This is a genomic window from Maribacter sp. C-4077, assembly GCF_055378385.1.
In genome coordinates, this window is the sequence record NZ_AP038807.1 from 382,065 (window position 1) to 401,573 (window position 19,509).

Consider the following 19,509-nt stretch of genomic DNA (forward strand, 5'->3'; position numbering starts at 1 on the left):
TCTGCCGATTCCTTATTTCTTACCCAAAAACCCCGAAATGAGTTGCCTTAGCCCTAGGCGTTTATCCAGTTCCACAAAGGAAAAATATCCGGACAAAAGGATAAGAAGGACGCCCAAGATATACATCCAAAGTGTATTCAACATAGTAATACCGACCAAGCACAGCACTCCAAAGATGAATTGCAAACCAAAAATCCTTGAGAATCCCTTTTGGAAGGAAAACCGATATTTTCTACTGGCTATAAAATAAACCTGCCCTAGGTAAACCATGTACGACACCAAAAAGGAAATTCCCAAACCTTCCAGCCCCCAATAATGATAACCTAGGATGTTGAATAGCAAGAGATAGAGATTGGAAATCAACTCGTTCCAAAAGAACAGTTTACTTTTTCCCTTCGCAATAAATATAAAGCCTATCACCCATGCGGGAACCTTAAAGAAGAGTCCTAAAAAGGCCCAATAAATCATTACGTTGGCTGCCAGGAATTCTGAAGAATACAGAATGATAATGACCCAATCGATAAATACCATTAACCCCACCAATACCGGTGCCAAAATCAACAAGGCTATTTCGGTTTGTTGGTTAATTAGTTCATTTGCCTTTGAATTATTTAAGGCCACGGAAGCAAGCCTAGGGTAATAGTCAGTTTCCATCGCTGTAAAAAGCAATCCAACATACGTAGTTATCAGGGCAATTCCTGCATTGTAAAGCCCTACTTCCTCCACGCCTCCGGAATAATTGATAAAAACCCTTAAAATATAAGATTCGCCCAATACCATAATTCCGCTGAGGCTCAATATAAAACCCATGGTCATCATGCCCTTTCCTTCCGCCTTCAATTCTTTGAAAGGTAAAGGAACCCGTTCTTTTTTAATGCTTTTACCAAAATAAAGTGCAAAGATAAAAGTTGCTAGAGCGGTTATCACCAAACCTGGCACTATCCCTTCCAGACCCAAATAGTAGTAAAAAGGTATCGACAATGCAAGGCCAATGGCGGAACCGATCATATTGGCTTTTGCCAAGTCCTTAAGTTTCCGTAATCCTTGTAAAATCACAAAATGGCCACTGGCCAATTGCTTTAGAAGTACGGTTATGGACAACCAGATAAAGGCGATGGTATATTCTGTATTTCCAAAAGCCATTTGACTCAGCCATTTCGCCCCAAAGAGTGTAATCAAGGAACCTGCAACTCCTGTTAGCCAAATTAATCGGTTAAGTACGCTTATCGTTTTGGCCAAGCGGAATTCATCATTGGAATCTTTCGCCGTGGCAATGTCCTTTACGCCACTGATTCCAAGGCCAAAATTCGTCAACGAACTGATTAATAATATTGTAGTATTGAGCAATCCCAAAATACCAACGCCGGCAGGACCTAGTAGCACCGCCATAATTTTGGATCGCAAAATAGAAATTAGGATATTAAAGACCTGTACCCCTCCAAAAATGGAGGTAGCCTTCATGATCTGTCTATAACTGCTTCCTTTTTGCTTTTCTACTTTATTAAGTTCTATGGATTTTTCCAACGCCTGCGTTTTATATTGACCGGCTCACGGAGCAATTTCTATTTGGTTTTATATGGCTAATGCCCTTCTATTAAAGGACACTATCCTTATCCAATGCCTTGTCCTTTCTGTTCCTCAATTTTCCCTTTAACGAATTAAAGGTTTTGGTTCTGTCCTTCATAAATTCCTTCCCAATGGATTGACCCTTTACTTTATTGGGCATATCATTCAAATCGGATTTGAAAGTTTTGCTTTGTTCCGATGCAACCGAATCCTTTAAAGAAGCGACATCATGGGCATCACTTCCATTTAAAAGTACCGAAACAGTACTGGAAGCGTTTGATTGGGTACCATTTTTGATATCAAACACTTTCAAAAATGGTAGTAAATAAACACATGCACCAAACAACACCGATGCTACCAAATGAATATGAATGTTCAGTTGCATCGTTAGGAACGCAAAGGCGATTACCAATGAATTAGCGATTACCAAGGTAAACGTGGCCCTTTTATGCGACAATCCCAACCGTAAAAGCCGATGATGTATATGGTTGGAATCGGCACTAAAGGGACTCCTTCCCTCGCGAATCCGTATTGCAAAGACCCGCAAAAGGTCAAACAGTGGATACGAAAGTATGGCCAACAAAATTACGGGGGAATTAGTAAAGTTATTGGTTGTTCCTATTTCCATATTGAGGTTTAGAAAATAAATACCTTGATAGGCCAAAAGGAACCCGGTTAAAAGAGATCCACAATCTCCCATGAAAATCTTTTTGTCCCTCGATAGATTATACTTTAAGAAGCCCAAGACCGACCCCACGAATATGGTAGCTACCAAAGACATCAGATAATTGCCTTTGATGGAAAAAAGTACGCCGAATGTAATGCTTCCAAGTATGGAAAGTGAACCTGCAAGACCATCAATACCATCCACAAGGTTAAAGGCGTTGATGACCAACATGAAAACAAAAATCGAAAATAACACGGAGGCAACGTAAGGCAACTCGTTTATCCCAAAAATACCTCCAAAATGCAATATTCTAATATCCGTAAGCACCACTACGTTTAAGACGGCAATCAACTGGCCAAGCAATTTCTTTTTAGGCGCCATTCCGGTCAAGTCATCCTTGATTCCCAAAAAGACCAAAATTATGGACGAGCCCATGATTGCCAGAAGTTTCGCTAAATCCGTAGGAACAAGATCGGTCAAAATTCCAAATACGATCATTGAAAGCGAAAAGGCCAAAAATATACCCAATCCACCCAAGTTTGGGGTTTTGGAAACGTGCATCTTTCGATGATCGGGATCATCCATCAAACCCTTTAATTTCGATACATTTATTATTACTGGATATAGATAAATACTAGTAGATAAAAAGAAAGCGGCAAAACCGGCAATCAAGGAAAGGTAAAAATAATTGGATAAAAAGTCTATCATACTATTGGGCATTCCTTTCTAATTTTCGTAACCATGATGAACATTTACTTTCTCATTGGCATTTACTCCCCAAATGGGCGCACCATTTTGCATAAATTCCTCTCTAGGGAGGTAATTCCAATAATAGTTCAAGGTGGAAAGAAGTTGGGTCAGTTTGGTTTTCAAGTTTATTTGTGGGATAAAAGTAAAGGGAAAGTAAATGGTTCAGAACAATAATCGTTATTATACCGTGTTCATCGGCAATCCGCTAAGCCCCATTTATAAAGGGATGTTCGACAAGAGGTATTGTAATCTTCATCTTACAAGCCCAAGTTGAAAACTAGCAATTGGAGGTGCCCCACCGTTATTCTAAGAAGTGTTGAAATGAAAAAAGCCCTTTAGGATTAATCCTAAAGGGCTTTTGGTCAAGTATTGATTTAATTACCTTTTTATGAATTTTTTTATCATATTGTTTGAACTGCCTCCGTTAGCCCTTATAATATAGACACCTGATTCTAAACTCCTAACGTCAATTTGTTGTAAGTTCCAAGAATTACCAGGAACACTTTTGACCAACTTACCAGAAATATCATAAAGGTCAAATCTGATTATACCTGAGGCCTTTGGAACCTCCAGGTTTAAGATTTCAACCGTAGGATTAGGCCATAACTCCATTTGAAAAGTTCGTGCCGTTGTTAGCATATATGGGTTCACCATTCCAAATGTTGGTCCCTCCAAGTTACCACTGAACGAACTAAACGTATAGGGATTTGAGTCTAAATCATAGGTCATACCGTCAGTATGGTCATTAATAGCATACCATGCATTTGTATTACTGTCTCTAAAAACCAACATAGGTTCAGCACCTGTAAACTTGAAGTCATCACCTCCCAGTTGTGTGCCAAATAAGAAATTTTCATCGCCTGTTGCGTCAGGAACGCCTATCGCATCCAAAACATTACCAAGATTTGAAATATCTGAATCCAATTGGCCGTCGTTATCACTATCAAAATCGTCAATACCATCTTGATAGTTATCGGTAAGGATTAACGTAAAACTTGGATTCTCAACATCAGGAATCGAAACAGTTAAAAGCCCATTTGCATCAAAGGTTCCAGAAATTTGCTCTACATCATTGACCCCTCCGGAGGCGTTTCCAGAATCAGAATCCAGGATTACTATCCATCCTGCAAACGGTTGACCGGCAGGGCCTTTTAGTTCAATCATTTGTGTCGATGGATCGTTACCTGATGGATTTGGCTGAAATTCATTGATTAGTACCGTAAAAGGAACTGCTTCAAGAACGTTGACTACATCTGTCGCAGAATTGGAACAACCATTACCATTTGTATAGATATAGGTCAATGTATGTTCCCCAAGTCCCGCAGCCACTGGGTCAAAAGTATAGGTGCCATCCCCATTATCGGTTACTCCAGGTCCGCTGTAAGTCCCCCCATCCGGGCTACCCCCAGAAAGGTTGTATTGAATACCTGCATCTATACGTATTTCTCCAAAGGCGACAAACTCAACCGTTGGCAATATAACATCTTCATCGATGTCACCATCGCCATCATTGTCTACACCATCGCACTCCTCAACATCGCATCCATCAGGAGTTCCGTCTCCGTCAGAATCTAGGGTATCGTCAAAACCTTCACATTTGTCCAAACAATCCACAACGCCATCGCCATCCGTATCCAGTGATACCCCATTGGCATCAACGTTGTCCGGACAAGGTGAATCCATTTCTTGATCATCGCAATCAACAATACCATCACCGTCTGTGTCAACGGTATCGTCACAGTCGTCCATACAATCCGGGGTCCCATCTCCATCAGAATCAAGGTTGTCATCGTACCCGGGACATTTGTCCGAACAATCAGGGACACCGTCCTGATCTGAATCCAAATTATCATCACAATCATCGAAACAATCGGCAATCCCGTCCATATCTGCATCGAAGCCCTCATCTACTTTTCCATCACCGTCGTTATCCATTCCGTCACATTCCTCTATATCACAAGCATCGGGTATCCCATCGTTATCTAAATCTTGAGAATCATCTCCAATTGGGCAAAGATCGAAGCAATCTGCAACACCGTCGTTATCGGCGTCAAAGCCCTCATCGATTTTTCCGTCACCATCATTATCTATGCCGTCACAAACTTCGTCGTTTGGCTCCGATATGGTCACCGTGCACGTAGATGTGGCGCCCGTGGCATCCGTAATCGTTACTTTGTGGATGCCGGCGGGTAGGGAACTGTTCACATCCCCGATGGTACCGTCCTCCCACATGTAACTGTAGGGCCTGTAGCCCCCGTTTCCAAATACCCTTGCGGAACCGTCGTTGCCTCCTTTGTAGCTCACGTTCTGTATTCGGCTTGTCCAACAGTAGAGTTGCTTGGCGACGTCTATCTGGCATGTCGTCTCGCAGCCGTTGGCGTCCGTCACCGTCACCGTATGGATGCCATAGGTCAAGGTGGTAGCCGCCTGGCCAGTCTCACCATTGTCCCATAGATAGGTATACTGCCCGCTACCGCCAACGGGATAGACCGTGGCAACACCATCAGGGGACTGATGGTTGGTGGCAAGCACGTCCTGCTCTATACCACAGGTGAGGTTCGTACAATTTCCTTCATTTGGCTCCGATATGGTCACCGTGCACGTAGAGGTGGCACCCTTGGCATCCGTAATCGTTACTTTGTGGATGCCGGCGGGTAGGGAACTGTTCACATCCCCGATGGTACCGTCCTCCCACATGTAACTGTAGGGCCTGTAGCCGCCGTTTCCAAATACCCTTGCGGAACCGTCGTTGCCTCCTTTGTAGCTAACATTCTGTATCAAATTGGTCCAACAGTAGAGTTGCTTGGCGACGTCTATCTGGCATGTCGTCTCGCAGCCGTTGGCGTCCGTCACCGTCACCGTATGGATGCCATAGGTCAAGGTGGTAGCCGCCTGGCCAGTCTCACCATTGTCCCATAGATAGGTATACTGCCCGCTACCGCCAACGGGATAGACCGTGGCAACACCATCAGGGGACTGATGGTTGGTGGCAAGCACGTCCTGCTCTATACCACAGGTGAGGTTCGTACAATTTCCTTCATTTGGCTCCGATATGGTCACCGTGCACGTAGAGGTGGCACCCTTGGCATCCGTAATCGTTACTTTGTGGATGCCGGCGGATAGGGAACTGTTCACATCCCCGATGGTACCGTCCTCCCACATGTAACTGTAGGGCCTGTAGCCCCCGTTTCCAAATACCCTTGCGGAACCGTCGTTGCCTCCTTTGTAGCTAACATTCTGTATCAAATTGGTCCAACAGTAGAGTTCCTTGGCGACATCTATCTGGCATGTCGTCTCGCAGCCGTTGGCGTCCGTCACCGTCACCGTATGGATGCCATAGGTCAAGGTGGTCGCCGTCTGGCCCGTTTCGCCGTTGTCCCATAGATAGGTATACTGCCCGCTACCGCCAACGGGATAGACCGTGGCAACACCATCAGGAGACTGATGGTTGGTGGCAAGCACGTCCTGCTCTATGCTGCAACTCAATTCCCGCCATAGATCTACCATAAAGATCGAAGAACCGGACTCGCAAAAGTAGTCATTAGTCGTAGTTAAGGAGTACTCCACACCTGGTTGAAACCCTATTATGTTACCAATACCATCAACATCTGGGCCTTCAGGGACAAATGTGTAGATTAGATTATCATCATAGTTAGTTATCGAAACAGTTCCCTTTATTTCACAGGTTGAGTTAAAAACGTCAACCAAGGGATTTTCAGGGGCGTTCGGTACCGGGTCTATCGTTATCGGGCCGGTCTCGCTCATGCACGTCTCGTCATCCATACTGCGTACCATCACAGTATAATCGCCGGGGGCAAGGCCTGCGAACTCGACGCCAGCTTGCCATGTCGTCCCGCCGTCGGCGCTGTACTCAAGGTCGGCACCCAAGGGTACCGTCACGGTTATAGTTCCCGTGGGGACTTCGCACGTAGGCTGTACCACCGTAGTGGTCGCAACCTCGGGGGCGTCCGTAGCAGGGGCAACGTTGAAGGCGGCGGCATCCGAGGTACAGCTGTCCCCGCTCTGGGCAGTGCTCGAGGCAGTTACCGTATAGTCCACCCCGGTGTCGAAGCCGGAGATTACACCGCCAGCTCCTACCGTTGGCCCCGCAGGGGCGAACGTATAGGTCAGCGTGTCGTCGTAGTTCGTTATCGTAGCGGTACCGGCGGCATCGCAGGTCGCGTCCGTTACATCCAGCTCGGGGACCGCAGGGGCGTCCGTAGCAGGGGCAACGTTGAAGGCGGCGGCATCCGAGGTACAGCTGTCCCCGCTCTGGGCAGTGCTCGAGGCAGTTACCGTATAGTCCACCCCGGTGTCGAAGCCGGAGATTACACCGCCAGCTCCTACCGTTGGCCCCGCAGGGGCGAACGTATAGGTCAGCGTGTCGTCGTAGTTCGTTATCGTAGCGGTACCGGCGGCATCGCAGGTCGCGTCCGTTACATCCAGCTCGGGGACCGCAGGGGCGTCCGTAGCAGGGGCAACGTTGAAGGCGGCGGCATCCGAGGTACAGCTGTCCCCGCTCTGGGCAGTGCTCGAGGCAGTTACCGTATAGTCCACCCCGGTGTCGAAGCCGGAGATTACACCGCCAGCTCCTACCGTTGGCCCCGCAGGGGCGAACGTATAGGTCAGCGTGTCGTCGTAGTTCGTTATCGTAGCGGTACCGGCGGCATCGCAGGTCGCGTCCGTTACATCCAGCTCGGGGACCGCAGGGGCGTCCGTAGCAGGGGCAACGTTGAAGGCGGCGGCATCCGAGGTACAGCTGTCCCCGCTCTGGGCAGTGCTCGAGGCAGTTACCGTATAGTCCACCCCGGTGTCGAAGCCGGAGATTACACCGCCAGCTCCTACCGTTGGCCCCGCAGGGGCGAACGTATAGGTCAGCGTGTCGTCGTAGTTCGTTATCGTAGCGGTACCGGCGGCATCGCAGGTCGCGTCCGTTACATCCAGCTCGGGGACCGCAGGGGCGTCCTGCTCGTCGACGACCACGTCCGCACTAACAGCATCACAGCTCCCCGAAGCGGCTATCATATAGGTATAGGTCCCGGCACCGGCCAAGGTGGGGCTCCAGATCCCGTTCGTGTCAGGGTCGCCCATAAGGGCACCGAACAACTGCTCCTCGGTCACCGTTTCGCCAGCACAGATAGTCAACGTGCCGTCCATTCCGGCATCGGGGGCCTCCTGCTCGTCGACGGTAACCGTAGCTCTCGTATCATCACAGGCAATATTTGAATGTGTATACGTGTATAAACCTGCCCCTCCCAAAGTAGGTGTCCAAATTCCCCCTTGTTCTGGAGTTCCCAAAAGTGCGGCAAATAGTTCTTCCTCTGTAACTGTTTCTCCTTCACAAATGGTTAACGTTCCATCCTCGCCCGCATCCTTTTTTCCATATACATTGGCCACAAAAGAGTCAAAAGGCCTACACAGCGGATCCGTAAGGTCAGGGTCCGTAACATCCAGTATTGCATATATGTAATGCGTACCGACGGGCAGACTCCCCAACTGGACCTGAGCCCTTAAAGGTGAACCAAAAGGGGTTACAGCAGTACCCAAAGGGGTTCCTCCCGTGTAAGGATCCGTAGTGGGGGAAGGAAAAATCCTAAATACCACATCCACTACATCAGAATCAATAAAAAAAGAATTAAACGGGTCTACCTGATCCTCGCAAAAATTTAAAGGATCTGCAGCTGGTCCTTGAAATTCAGGACAAACAAAACAAATGGGAGTAGTAATTGATGTAGTGGTAGTGCAACCATCGGAATCTGTAACTGTAACACTTAAAATTTCTCCTTGAGGAACATTTTGGGGGTCCTCTTCTGAAGATGTAAATCCACTATCAAGACTTGTCCAGGTGTAAGAATAAGGAGCCTCCCCACCAACAATCGTCAAATCAACGTTAGCATCAGAACCTGAGCATTCAGCGGTGGCAACCGCACTTAAAGGAGGAGTAATTTCCAATGAAATACCGGGAGCCCCACATTTTGAAGGAGGGGGCGGATCCGAAGCTGGAATTGGACAATCAGGGTCGGACGGTACGGTCCAAACCAATAGTATATTGTCCAGGGTAAATTGAGATCCGCATTCAAAGGTTATTTCACCATAAGAGATTGTTTGAACACCATTTCCTCCATTCCCAACTGGAATATTATCATTAATATTTTTTTTGGGTATTATAGGACCACTACAGCGTGCGAACACAGTAGTCGTGCTATTACCATTCATATCTACCACTGTTAAATCACCCAATATTGCTAAGGCAGGCCTGTCACTATTTGTATTATGTCTTATTGTAATGAAGAGCTCTTCAGTAATGATTTCACCAGGAGTACATGTTGGGCATGCAGTGGATCCAAGCGATGCACTAAGAACTTCCACATCATTTGCAGTACAATTCAAACCGTCAAGCTCTCGTAGGTCCATTTGCTCCTGTGCTTTCAATGTCGAAAAAGAAAGACAAATCAAGGCGATGGAAAAATAGGTTGAAAAAGATTTTGAAAATCGAAGAGTAGAATTCCCCATATGTTTGGTTTTTAGTGTTTAGAACCAAAGCATACAAACGAGAAGTATCAAAATTAAGATGTGGGGCCTTAATCTGTGACTAAAAAATTCTTAATAAAAATACTGAGGGGGAATATTAAATGAAACTAGTCATAAATTTAACTTTTTGCAAAATTTTGTTAAATATTCCTGAAAAAATCGATGAAATGCACATTCTATCCTTAAAATTAACTTTTACTTCCTTTCCGAAACACTTAAGTTTCTAGAACCTGTTATTAGATTCGATTGGCTGCAAGACTCTTAGTGATGTTTTTTATGATTTGGCAACCTTCCCCCTCACCCCCATAAAAAAAGACTCATATTTTTTTCGGTCGGCGACTTAATCGTCAGTTGGCATTTGAGGCTCGTAAAACTTCACTTCTTTCTGGCCATAATCAAAGGCGACCATGACGATGGGAACCTTTGCTTGCTTAGCAATGTGGTAAAAGCTCTTATATAGAGGAATGATATGTGAATCATTATATCATTTTTATCTTACAAAATCATTGTGAGTACACCAATGCTTTTCAGAAACGATATTTATCCAGTTCCGTACTTAGGGCAATATTTCATTTTCCAGTTCTATGGTAACTAAAAAATTTGAATACACAAGAACCCTTTCTTATGGAAAATTATTAATAAAAATGGCCACCTTAAATAAGGTGGCCATTTTTCCATTTACAAAATACCTCATGGCCTGCGAAGCACCTTTAAGATCTGCTTGCCGCTACCGGTGGTAACATATACATAATACATTCCCGCAGGCAGTTCGTTCGTCCTTAGTCCGATCTCATTTCTACCTTTTTTCAGGTAGTAGTTTCCAAAAGTCTGGACTCTTTTACCGATTCCATCATATAGGGACAATTCGCTCTTCATCTCTCTAGGAGAAATCACCACGAGCGTAAAGTCCTCCTTGAATGGTACGGGATACCCTGATAGTTCCAAGGTAGGTGCCCGATATTTTGACACATTGTCCATAGGGCAGACCTCTGCATGAAGAATAACATAAAATATGTCGGCATCCCCTGTACCTATGTCATCGAAGGTATAGTTCGTGAAATCGGACCCGGGCTCATACTTGTGATCATACTGCCCCGGAGCCACAGTGAGGTTGCCGTTGTTCGGATTTGTAGGTATTAGGTCCGTGCCTACATGCAACTGGGCCTCGGTCATTTTATAGCCGTTCAGAACCGATACCGTAACATCTACGCTACCGTTGGAGTATACCACTTCCACGCTTCCCACCAGGGCCCCTTTGGAGATATCGCATTGGCCGGCCGCAGCATAAAGCTCCATTTGGTACGTACCGTTAATCGATGGGAACTCGTTGGTCCACCCCCATCGAGGTGATTTGAAATTTGGAATATCCTCAAAGCAAGTTGATGAGCCACTGCTCATTGCAAATGCAGTTTCACACTTATCAATAGAACCGCCGGCGCAGCTTGGGTCACCATCTTGGACGATGTCCCATTCACAGGTGTCAGGGTTCCATATTGCCGTTTCATAACAGAGGGTTTCCGGCATCTCCGGCTGTTCGCCCTCTATCTCCCATTCACAGGTGTCAGGGTTCCATGTTGCGGTCTGGTAACATTCCGTCTCAGGTTCTAAAGGCTGATCACCTTCAACATCCCAGCTACAGGTGTCTGGGTTCCATGTTGCTGTTTCGTAACATTCCGTTTCGGGCATTTCGGGCTGTTCGCCAACAATGTCCCAGCTACAGGTCTGAGCGTTCCACACCGCTGTTTCGTAACATTCCGTTACGGGCATCTCCGGTTGGCCGTCCACGATATCCCAGCTACAGGTCTGAGCGTTCCATACCGCCGTTTCGTAGCATTCCGTTTCGGGCATTTCGGGCTGTTCGCCAACAATGTCCCAGCTACAGGTCTGAGCGTTCCACACCGCTGTTTCGTAGCATTCCGTTTCGGGCATCTCCGGTTGGCCGTCCGCAATATCCCAGCTACAGGTCTGAGCGTTCCATACCGCCGTTTCGTAGCATTCCGTTTCGGGCATTTCGGGCTGTTCGCCAACAATGTCCCAGCTACAGGTCTGAGCGTTCCACACCGCTGTTTCGTAGCATTCCGTTTCGGGCATTTCGGGCTGTTCGCCAACAATGTCCCAGCGGCAATTATCGGGCTTCCAAATAGCGGTCTCGTAACAGGCAGTCTGTGGCATTTCCGGTTTTATACATACTACATCATCACAGGCATCTGGAATGCCATCATCATCCTCGTCAACACTATCATCACCATTAGGGCATTTATCATAACAGTCGGCAATACCGTCGCCGTCCTGGTCGAAGCCTTCGTCTATGTCACCGTCACCGTCATTGTCGATTCCATCACATACTTCCTCTGAGTTCGGTTCCGTTATATGCACACTACAAACAGAGGTGGCTCCCGTGGCGTCCGTGATCGTCACATAGTGGGTGCCAGTGGTAAGGTGGTCGTTCACCTCGCCGGTACTGCCGTCCTCCCATTCAAAGGTATAGGGCCTGTAGCCGCCGTTGCCACTTACCCTAGCAGAACCGTCGCTGCCGCCGTTGTAGCTTACGTTCTGTATCAAATTCGTCCAACAGTACAGTTCCTTGGCAACGTCTATCTGGCATGTCGTCTCACAACCCTTCGTGTCCGTTACAGTCACCGTATGGATCCCATAGGTCAGGGTGGTCGCCGTCTGGCCGGTCTCGCCGTTGTCCCATAGATAGGTATACTGGCCGCTACCTCCCGTTGGGTAGACAGTCGCCACACCGTCGGGAGTCTGGTGGTTCGTAGCCAATACGTCCTGGTCTATGCTACAGGTTAGGTCCGTACAATTTCCTTCGTTGGGCTCCGATATGGTCACCGTGCACGTAGAGGTAGCACCCGTGGAGTCCGTAATCGTTACTTCGTGGATACCGGCAGTAAGGGAACTGTTCACATCCCCGATGGTACCGTCCTCCCACATAAAGCTGTAGGGCCTGTAGCCGCCGTTGCCGAGTACCTTGGCGGAGCCGTCATTGCCTCCCTTATAACTAACGTTCTGTATCAAATTCGTCCAACAGTACAGTTCCTTGGCAACGTCTATCTGGCATGTCGTCTCACAACCCTTCGTGTCCGTTACCGTCACCGTATGGATCCCATAGGTCAGGGTGGTCGCCGTCTGGCCGGTCTCGCCGTTGTCCCATAGATAGGTATACTGGCCGCTACCTCCCGTTGGGTAGACAGTCGCCACACCGTCGGGAGTCTGGTGGTTCGTAGCCAATACGTCCTGGTCTATGCTACAGGTTAGGTCCGTACAATTTCCTTCGTTGGGCTCCGATATGGTCACCGTGCACGTAGAGGTAGCACCCGTGGAGTCCGTAATCGTTACTTCGTGGATACCGGCAGTAAGGGAACTGTTCACATCCCCGATGGTACCGTCCTCCCACATAAAGCTGTAGGGCCTGTAGCCGCCGTTGCCGAGTACCTTGGCGGAGCCGTCATTGCCTCCCTTATAACTAACGTTCTGTATCAAATTCGTCCAACAGTACAGTTCCTTGGCAACGTCTATCTGGCATGTCGTCTCACAACCCTTCGTGTCCGTTACCGTCACCGTATGGATCCCATAGGTCAGGGTAGTGGCCGTTTGGGTGGTCTCCCCGTTGTCCCATAAATAGGTAAAAGGCGCTTTACCCCCGATTGGGGTCACGGTTGCCACCCCGTCCTCGGTCAAATGGTCCGTGGTAAGTATGTCCTGCTCTATGCTGCAGGTCAAAGGCTCGTTGTTGGTGACGATGAAGGCCTCAGACGTGGTCTCGCACCCGAACTCGTTGGTCACCGTTACCGTATAGCTTCCCTCAAGGGCCGTAATGGTCCGCGTGGTCTGCCCGCCTGGTGACCAAAGATAGCTGGTAAAGCCGGCACCGGCATCCAACTCGACACCGTTCCCGTCATGGCAATAGCTGTCCTTGCCTGTAATCTCCACTTCGGGTAAAGGGTTCACAGTCAATGTCGCAACATCACTGATCACCGAACAATCGTCCGCAGGGTCGTTGGGCGTGCCGTTGTCACTGGTCACGATTACACGGTATTGGTTACCATTGGCTGCCAGACCAACCGATACACCAACTTGAACGTTTGGCGAATCACTTAAAACATCGATAAAACTTGATGTTCCAGGTGGTGCAAACTGCCATTGGTACGAAAGTGTTCCCGTGCCCGAAGCTTCTACCGACAGGTTCAATGGGTCAAACTCGCAAACGGCTGGATCTTGCGGTTGGATGTCTACGGAAACCTGACAAGGTTCTACATATGTGTTTATAAATTTTATTGAAACATTGTCTCCAGAAGCTACGTCAACCTGAATTTCATTATTCGTTTTTAACCTTATTGAAGACGTACCTTTCTCAGAAGTAAATTGAATGTCACTTATGGAATATTCATCGGGTAAGTTTTCTTCCCTCACTTGAATCAAGAAAGCGCCATTAAAAGAAAATGACCCTCCTTCCTGTTCAGGAGAATTAATACCAGATTCACTTAAGTAAAAATTACCCAACTCATTAGGTATAGAGGTATTGTAAAAGAAATAAAACTGGTCATCAGGATTTGAACCAACACCGATTACATCTTTTGTAACTTTTACAGTTGACAATGGATCAACCGTAATAATTTGAACACAACTAGAATTATTTGATTGTTCATCAGTAGCGGTCCATGTCCTGGTTATTGTGCCATCAGTAGCTACGATATCGGAAAAAGTAATAGTGACATCTCCTGCGCCACCAGTTGCAGTGGCAAGTCCGGTGTTGGAAGGATCTGTTGATTCACCCTCTTTAATGGTAATGTCTGGTGGGCAAGTTATATCGACACAGATGCCCAATGGATCAGTCACTGTAACTACCACATCATAAGGCGTTTGATTGCCATGTATATCCCTTACAAATATTCGTTGTGGATTTTCGCCAATATTCGCACAAGTAAAAGTATTTGGACCTGTTACTCCTACACCTCCGTCAACGCCGCAATTATCATCGGTACTTATTAAAGCACCTGTTAAAAATGGATTTGCGCTAACCTGTCCCTGATCATCCAGTTCTATGATAACATTTTGAACAATAGCACTAGGTGCTTCATTATCGGTTATCACGATATCTAAGCTACAACTGCCGGTATTACCTTCAGCGTCAACGGCAGTCCAAATAACGGTTGTGGTACCAACTGGAAACGTTTCACCCGCTAACGAAGAAGTATTGTTAAAGTCATTGGTCAAGGATACTACACCAACATTATCAGTTGCCGTAGGATCAAATCCGGTATCTGGCATGGTAAAACCACATTGCCCGGCATCATTGTTCCTAGCGCCATCAACTGACGTACAGTCTATAACTGGAGGGCTCTCATCCGGACAATTAAACTGAGTTTTGTCAACTTGAATATATGTCTCACAATAATCGCTATTACCATTGACATCTTCTGCCCAAATACGCACCAAAGTAATTTCTTCATCCTCACAACCCAAGGTTAGGCTCGGTGACTTTACGTCCGAACCGACACGAGATATCAAATACGTTACAGGACCACAAGCATCAACTGTTGGTGACGCAATAAAATCCGAAGCGAAAATTGTCCCAAGGCCTGTTGTAGCATCCAATTCTACCGTTAGGCCGTTGATACAAATGGGAATAGGTGCTTTATTGTCCTCAATGGTAAGGCCCATGTTACACGTGACAGAATTCCCTGCATCATCTGTGGCCGTAAAGACAATTACCGTAGTACCGGCACCATTGAATGTGGACCCTGCTGGGGGACTTTGCGTAATGATCGGTAAAGCGGTAACATTATCCGTTGCCGTAACCAAACCCGTATAATCTGGAACCAATACATTGCAATTGGAGTCTGCAATCAATATCTGGTCAGGAGGGCACGTTATTTCCGGTGGAGTGGTGTCACCTATTGGTTCAACTGTAAATGGTATTCGTAGTATGTTAATACAACTATTATTATCAGAATCAACATAGGTAAATTGAATGTTATAATCACCAGCATCTCCTATTGCTGGGGTGTAGGTTGCTATTGCTGTAACCGCACTACCTGAAAAACTTCCGCTAGGTGGAGATGGTAGCATGGCCACAACCCCTGAGGTCGCTGCCCCACCCAGTAGACCTTGAAAGTTAATCGGCGCTCCATCTTCGGCAACCGAAGATGGTCCCGTTATGCTAATATCGGCCTCTGGATAGACCACAATGGTTTCTTGGGCCTCGGCAACGCAACCTGTTGAATTCGTATGGGTATATACCAAAATATAGGTGCCGGCCCCTGCCGCTATCGGATTGAAAGTACCCGTACCGTTACCATTATCAACCAATGGGTTTGTAACCGGAATATCAGAACCAACACCCAAACTAAAGGTTCCACTACCTGTTGGATCAGGCGTTGAGCTACCCGTTAAATCTATAGTGTCGGGTGGTGAGAACGACAAACAAACCTCGGTATCCGAAGCTTCTAGCGTTGCTTCGCAGGGGGAAGAATTATTACCCGCCTGAATATCGGCAAAGGGCGTCTGCGAAGGGGTACCATTGGGCTGGCCATGATTCCAATTCGATGGGTTTTCCAAATCTTCGCGGGTGACCGTACCCCCTCGTGAAGTGGGGTCGTATTCCGTAAAATCTGGCTGGGAATCTGGAAAACCATCCACAACGATGGCATTTGGAAAGTCGTTTGTAGGATTTTCATCAGAAGGAATGCTACCACCATTTACACTGGGCGCTTCTCCACTACCCGTGTAGACCACACAAAATATTTCCGTAACGCCGTTTGTAGGGTCTGTATCACTATCCGAATATAAATAATGTCCCTCCCCATCTGTAGCAATCGCGAAATTACCCGATATAACCGTTGCACTTCCCGTACAACCATTAGAACAGCTAAAAGAAAGCACATTCATCGACGTCTCCGAAAGAACTATTATATTTCCTTTGGACATTGCAGAAGTAAGGCTAATCTGAACCACTCCCTCACCTGAAGCAAAGGCATTGGATGCATCACTATACTCAGAATCCGTATAATAAAATGTTTCACCCGAAGGAAGATCTTCCAAGGCTACAATGGCTATGCCATCTGGAGTGGTATGATTCATACCTACTATAGCCACTTTTTGCGCTATACCCAGAATGGGAAACGCCATAAGAGCGATGAACGATACTAAAAGAGTAATTTTTTTCATAATAGTGGAGTTTAGTTAGGTACAGATATATGGATTTTTCCAACCGGAGTACTGTATCTCCTCGAAGGTTTCGACAAGATCTATTGGTTCTCCTTTGGATAATTCTTCTATAACCGAATTGATATAGGCACTTCCGTTGAACTCAAATTTGCGCAACAGTTGTTTCTTTGGTTTCGTTTGATTGTTTTTACTGATAAGTATTTGACCGCGTGGGGAACCCTCTATAGTGGTATTCTTAATTTTTTCGAAAGTTATCTCACCATTATTTATAAGAGCATTTGCTATGAGTCCTGATTCATGCCCTAAAAGGGAAATAACATTTGGAACATTACCATATGTTGCTTTAAATGTTTCCATAAAGGTTACCATATTCGCTGAGCCATACTCAAAAGACCAAGAGGCCACCGATAGTGTTTTTGGTAAATTCCCAAAATCAGGGTACTGCATGCTTTCATCTGTCATAACAGGCGATGCCATTATAAATGGTAACCCTTCGGCATCTTGTTCAGAAAGAAATTCAAAGAAGTGCTTTGCCTCATTAAAACTAAAAAGGGAAAAAGCGACTTCTGCCCTATTCTCCTTTAGTTCTTTTAACATTTTTTCATAATTGCTGCTTCTATAGTCCATAGGAGATACATTATTATAGACTATAGTTCCACCAGCATCCAAATAACCAGTAACAAAAGAGGATGACAATTGGTAGCCACCGTCATAAAATGAAGACAACAAAGCACCCTTTTTTCCAAATTTTTCAGCTGCTATTGTCCCCGCCAAATATGCAGAATCACACAAATGCAAAGAATGGTGCAACACGTAAGGGCTGAAGTGCACCTTTTTTGGTATTGAGCCACCTAGGTCTACAAATAGTAATGGAATTTTATATTTATCGAATTTTTCAACCATGGCATCCAGATGAAAAATGCTACAGAAAGAAATGGTTAAATCAATATCTTCCTGCAACAACAACTTTTCCGCCACCTTTAAGACGTCTTCATTCGAGGCCTTTCCGATACTTTCTATGAAAAGCTCAACTTCAGCAATATTCTCTTGCACACCCAGTTTAAAGCCATTCAAAAAATCCTTGGCCAGAGTTGGAAACATATCGGAAGTAGGTAGTAGTAAAGCTATTTTCATATAACTAACTCCTTGAAGGGTAAACACCTACCAATGCTATACAAACATACATACCCAGATAAGGATTTTGTATAGAGATACTATTGGAACTGCCTACGTTCATAGTTTTTTCATCGCCTAGATTTTCAGAACCTGGGTCTTCATTGTAAGCCCCTTCATTGGATGCAACAAAATTACCCGAAGGGCTACTCAAATCGCCAACATCCGAAGATGCGTTAAGCTTTTGATTAAAAGAATGGTTGTGTTGAGGCATTTCAACAGTGGTTAGTGCAAGTGAGTCTCTCCCTGCCTTTTCTCCTGCTCGAATATTAGTTAATCCAGGGCCATTACCAACATGTCTTAAGGTTCTTCCCCTTAAATCGGGAAGACCAAAAGTGGTCCTTCCATCCCCTCCAAAAGTGGTACCCAATAATGAAAATAGTGCATCATTTTGGGAGATTGATAATAACTGTCCTTGACAAACGGCCCATCCTCTTGGTGCGAAATTAAACGCAAAAGCCTCTATTTGTCCTATAAATGGTGTTGCTGACATATCGTTTAATTTCTAGATGGAAATAATCCTTGTATTGCAATACATGCATAAATACCCAAGTAAGGGTTATCAATGTTTACCGGTAGATTCCCTCCAGTATTTGTTGTGGAAACAGCGGTACTTCCGTTTAGAGTAGCATTTGAAGTGGACTTGAAGCCATTGGTTCTTGCTGCAATATAATTGTTTGCCGGGCTGGATTCTTCCCCTGTTTCAGTGCTCACGGGTACCGCAATACCATGGTTATGAGATGGTAAATTACCGGTAGACAAAGTGATTTCGTTTGCACCACCTTTCTCCCCCCAACCTACACTGGCAAGGCCAGGGCCCGATCCGACACCCCTAATACTACGGCCCCGCAAATCCGGGAGTCCAAAGGATGTTCGACCATCACCTCCATATGTAGTTCCCAGTAAAGAATAAAGGGCTTGAAATTGTGAGATGGGCAAAATTTGCCCATCACATAATGCCCAGCCTCTAGGCGCAAAATTACCGCCGAACATCATTATTTGTCCTAAAAATGGTTCCATAGTTATTTAGATTTGTTGGTTTATTGAAATATTAAAATTGATTTTAGTTCTAAATAGTAATTTTTCCATTTTTGGAAAAAGTAGACTATCTTCCAAATTTTGATGGGCTTCCCAATGTTTTTCGGTAATAAAAACATCGAAATCCGAAAATTTCAGTTCCGTAACCAATTCCTCATTTTCCTTTGAGACCCTAAAGTGGATGGTCGTGTGCTTACCCATTTCTCTGGACGGATAATCAGTCCTTAAAAGGTATTTTCCTTCGGAATCCGTTATCAATAAGCCCTTGTGTCCAATTTGTTCCGAATTGGGGGAAAGGTGCCAGAATTCAACCTTCGCATTTTGAAGGGGAATCTTTCCTGAAACGTCGAATACCTGTCCAGAAATCTCCACTTGCTTGCCAAATAGCTTGGTCCGTATATCTGCCGTTGAAATTGAAGGGTAAGAAGATGATGATTCTTTTGCGAATAAATCGATCGTAGGCAAAAGCATGGCACCTGTGGATGCCAATACGGAACCTTTAAGAAAGTTCCTTCTTTTTTGGTTGTTTTTCATTTTTCCTTTGGTGATTGGTTACAATGACCATAGGAAGCGGTTTGGTTCTTTGTATTGTGGGGTTACAAAAA

General features: G+C 45.7%; 9 protein-coding genes. All 9 read right to left on the bottom strand.

Annotation, left to right across the window (positions count from 1 at the left end; genetic code table 11):
* Nucleotides 1-12: 12 nt before the first annotated feature.
* Complete coding sequence (locus ACZ41C_RS01680) at nt 13-1,524, bottom strand: O-antigen translocase (protein ID WP_464563870.1); 1,512 nt, start codon at nt 1,522-1,524, stop codon at nt 13-15.
* Nucleotides 1,525-1,594: 70 nt separating this feature from the next.
* Complete coding sequence (locus ACZ41C_RS01685; protein WP_464563872.1) at nt 1,595-2,941, bottom strand: MraY family glycosyltransferase; 1,347 nt, start codon at nt 2,939-2,941, stop codon at nt 1,595-1,597.
* An 18-nt stretch (nt 2,942-2,959) separates the two neighbouring features.
* Nucleotides 2,960-3,106, bottom strand: coding sequence for a hypothetical protein (locus tag ACZ41C_RS01690; RefSeq protein WP_161595353.1), 147 nt, complete (start codon nt 3,104-3,106; stop codon nt 2,960-2,962).
* A gap of 255 nt (nt 3,107-3,361) precedes the next feature.
* Nucleotides 3,362-9,496, bottom strand: a complete 6,135-nt coding sequence (locus ACZ41C_RS01695; protein WP_464563874.1) for a T9SS type A sorting domain-containing protein — start codon at nt 9,494-9,496, stop codon at nt 3,362-3,364.
* A gap of 708 nt (nt 9,497-10,204) precedes the next feature.
* Nucleotides 10,205-16,693, bottom strand: coding sequence for an HYR domain-containing protein (locus ACZ41C_RS01700; RefSeq protein WP_464563876.1), 6,489 nt, complete (start codon nt 16,691-16,693; stop codon nt 10,205-10,207).
* A gap of 15 nt (nt 16,694-16,708) precedes the next feature.
* Complete coding sequence (locus ACZ41C_RS01705; protein ID WP_464563878.1) at nt 16,709-17,827, bottom strand: ABC transporter substrate-binding protein; 1,119 nt, start codon at nt 17,825-17,827, stop codon at nt 16,709-16,711.
* Between the two features lie 4 nt (nt 17,828-17,831).
* The gene (locus ACZ41C_RS01710) at nt 17,832-18,359 is read right to left on the bottom strand and encodes a phage tail protein (RefSeq protein ID WP_464563880.1); all 528 of its coding nucleotides are present in this window, start codon (nt 18,357-18,359) and stop codon (nt 17,832-17,834) included.
* A gap of 5 nt (nt 18,360-18,364) precedes the next feature.
* Entirely contained in the window at nt 18,365-18,886 is a 522-nt protein-coding gene (locus ACZ41C_RS01715; RefSeq protein ID WP_464563882.1) for a phage tail protein, read from the bottom strand.
* A 6-nt stretch (nt 18,887-18,892) separates the two neighbouring features.
* Nucleotides 18,893-19,438: a hypothetical protein gene (locus ACZ41C_RS01720; protein WP_464563884.1), complete on the bottom strand. Its 546-nt coding sequence runs from the start codon at nt 19,436-19,438 to the stop codon at nt 18,893-18,895.
* Nucleotides 19,439-19,509: the final 71 nt, after the last annotated feature.

What these genes read in the sequence shown, in the direction of transcription:
- ACZ41C_RS01705 (WP_464563878.1), bottom strand. Translation starts at nt 17,827, where the DNA reads ATGAAAATAGCTTTACTACTACCTACTTCCGATATGTTTCCAACTCTG.
- ACZ41C_RS01715 (WP_464563882.1), bottom strand. Translation starts at nt 18,886, where the DNA reads ATGGAACCATTTTTAGGACAAATAATGATGTTCGGCGGTAATTTTGCG.
- ACZ41C_RS01685 (WP_464563872.1), bottom strand. Translation starts at nt 2,941, where the DNA reads ATGATAGACTTTTTATCCAATTATTTTTACCTTTCCTTGATTGCCGGT.
- ACZ41C_RS01710 (WP_464563880.1), bottom strand. Translation starts at nt 18,359, where the DNA reads ATGTCAGCAACACCATTTATAGGACAAATAGAGGCTTTTGCGTTTAAT.
- ACZ41C_RS01695 (WP_464563874.1), bottom strand. Translation starts at nt 9,496, where the DNA reads ATGGGGAATTCTACTCTTCGATTTTCAAAATCTTTTTCAACCTATTTT.
- ACZ41C_RS01720 (WP_464563884.1), bottom strand. Translation starts at nt 19,438, where the DNA reads ATGAAAAACAACCAAAAAAGAAGGAACTTTCTTAAAGGTTCCGTATTG.
- ACZ41C_RS01700 (WP_464563876.1), bottom strand. Translation starts at nt 16,693, where the DNA reads ATGAAAAAAATTACTCTTTTAGTATCGTTCATCGCTCTTATGGCGTTT.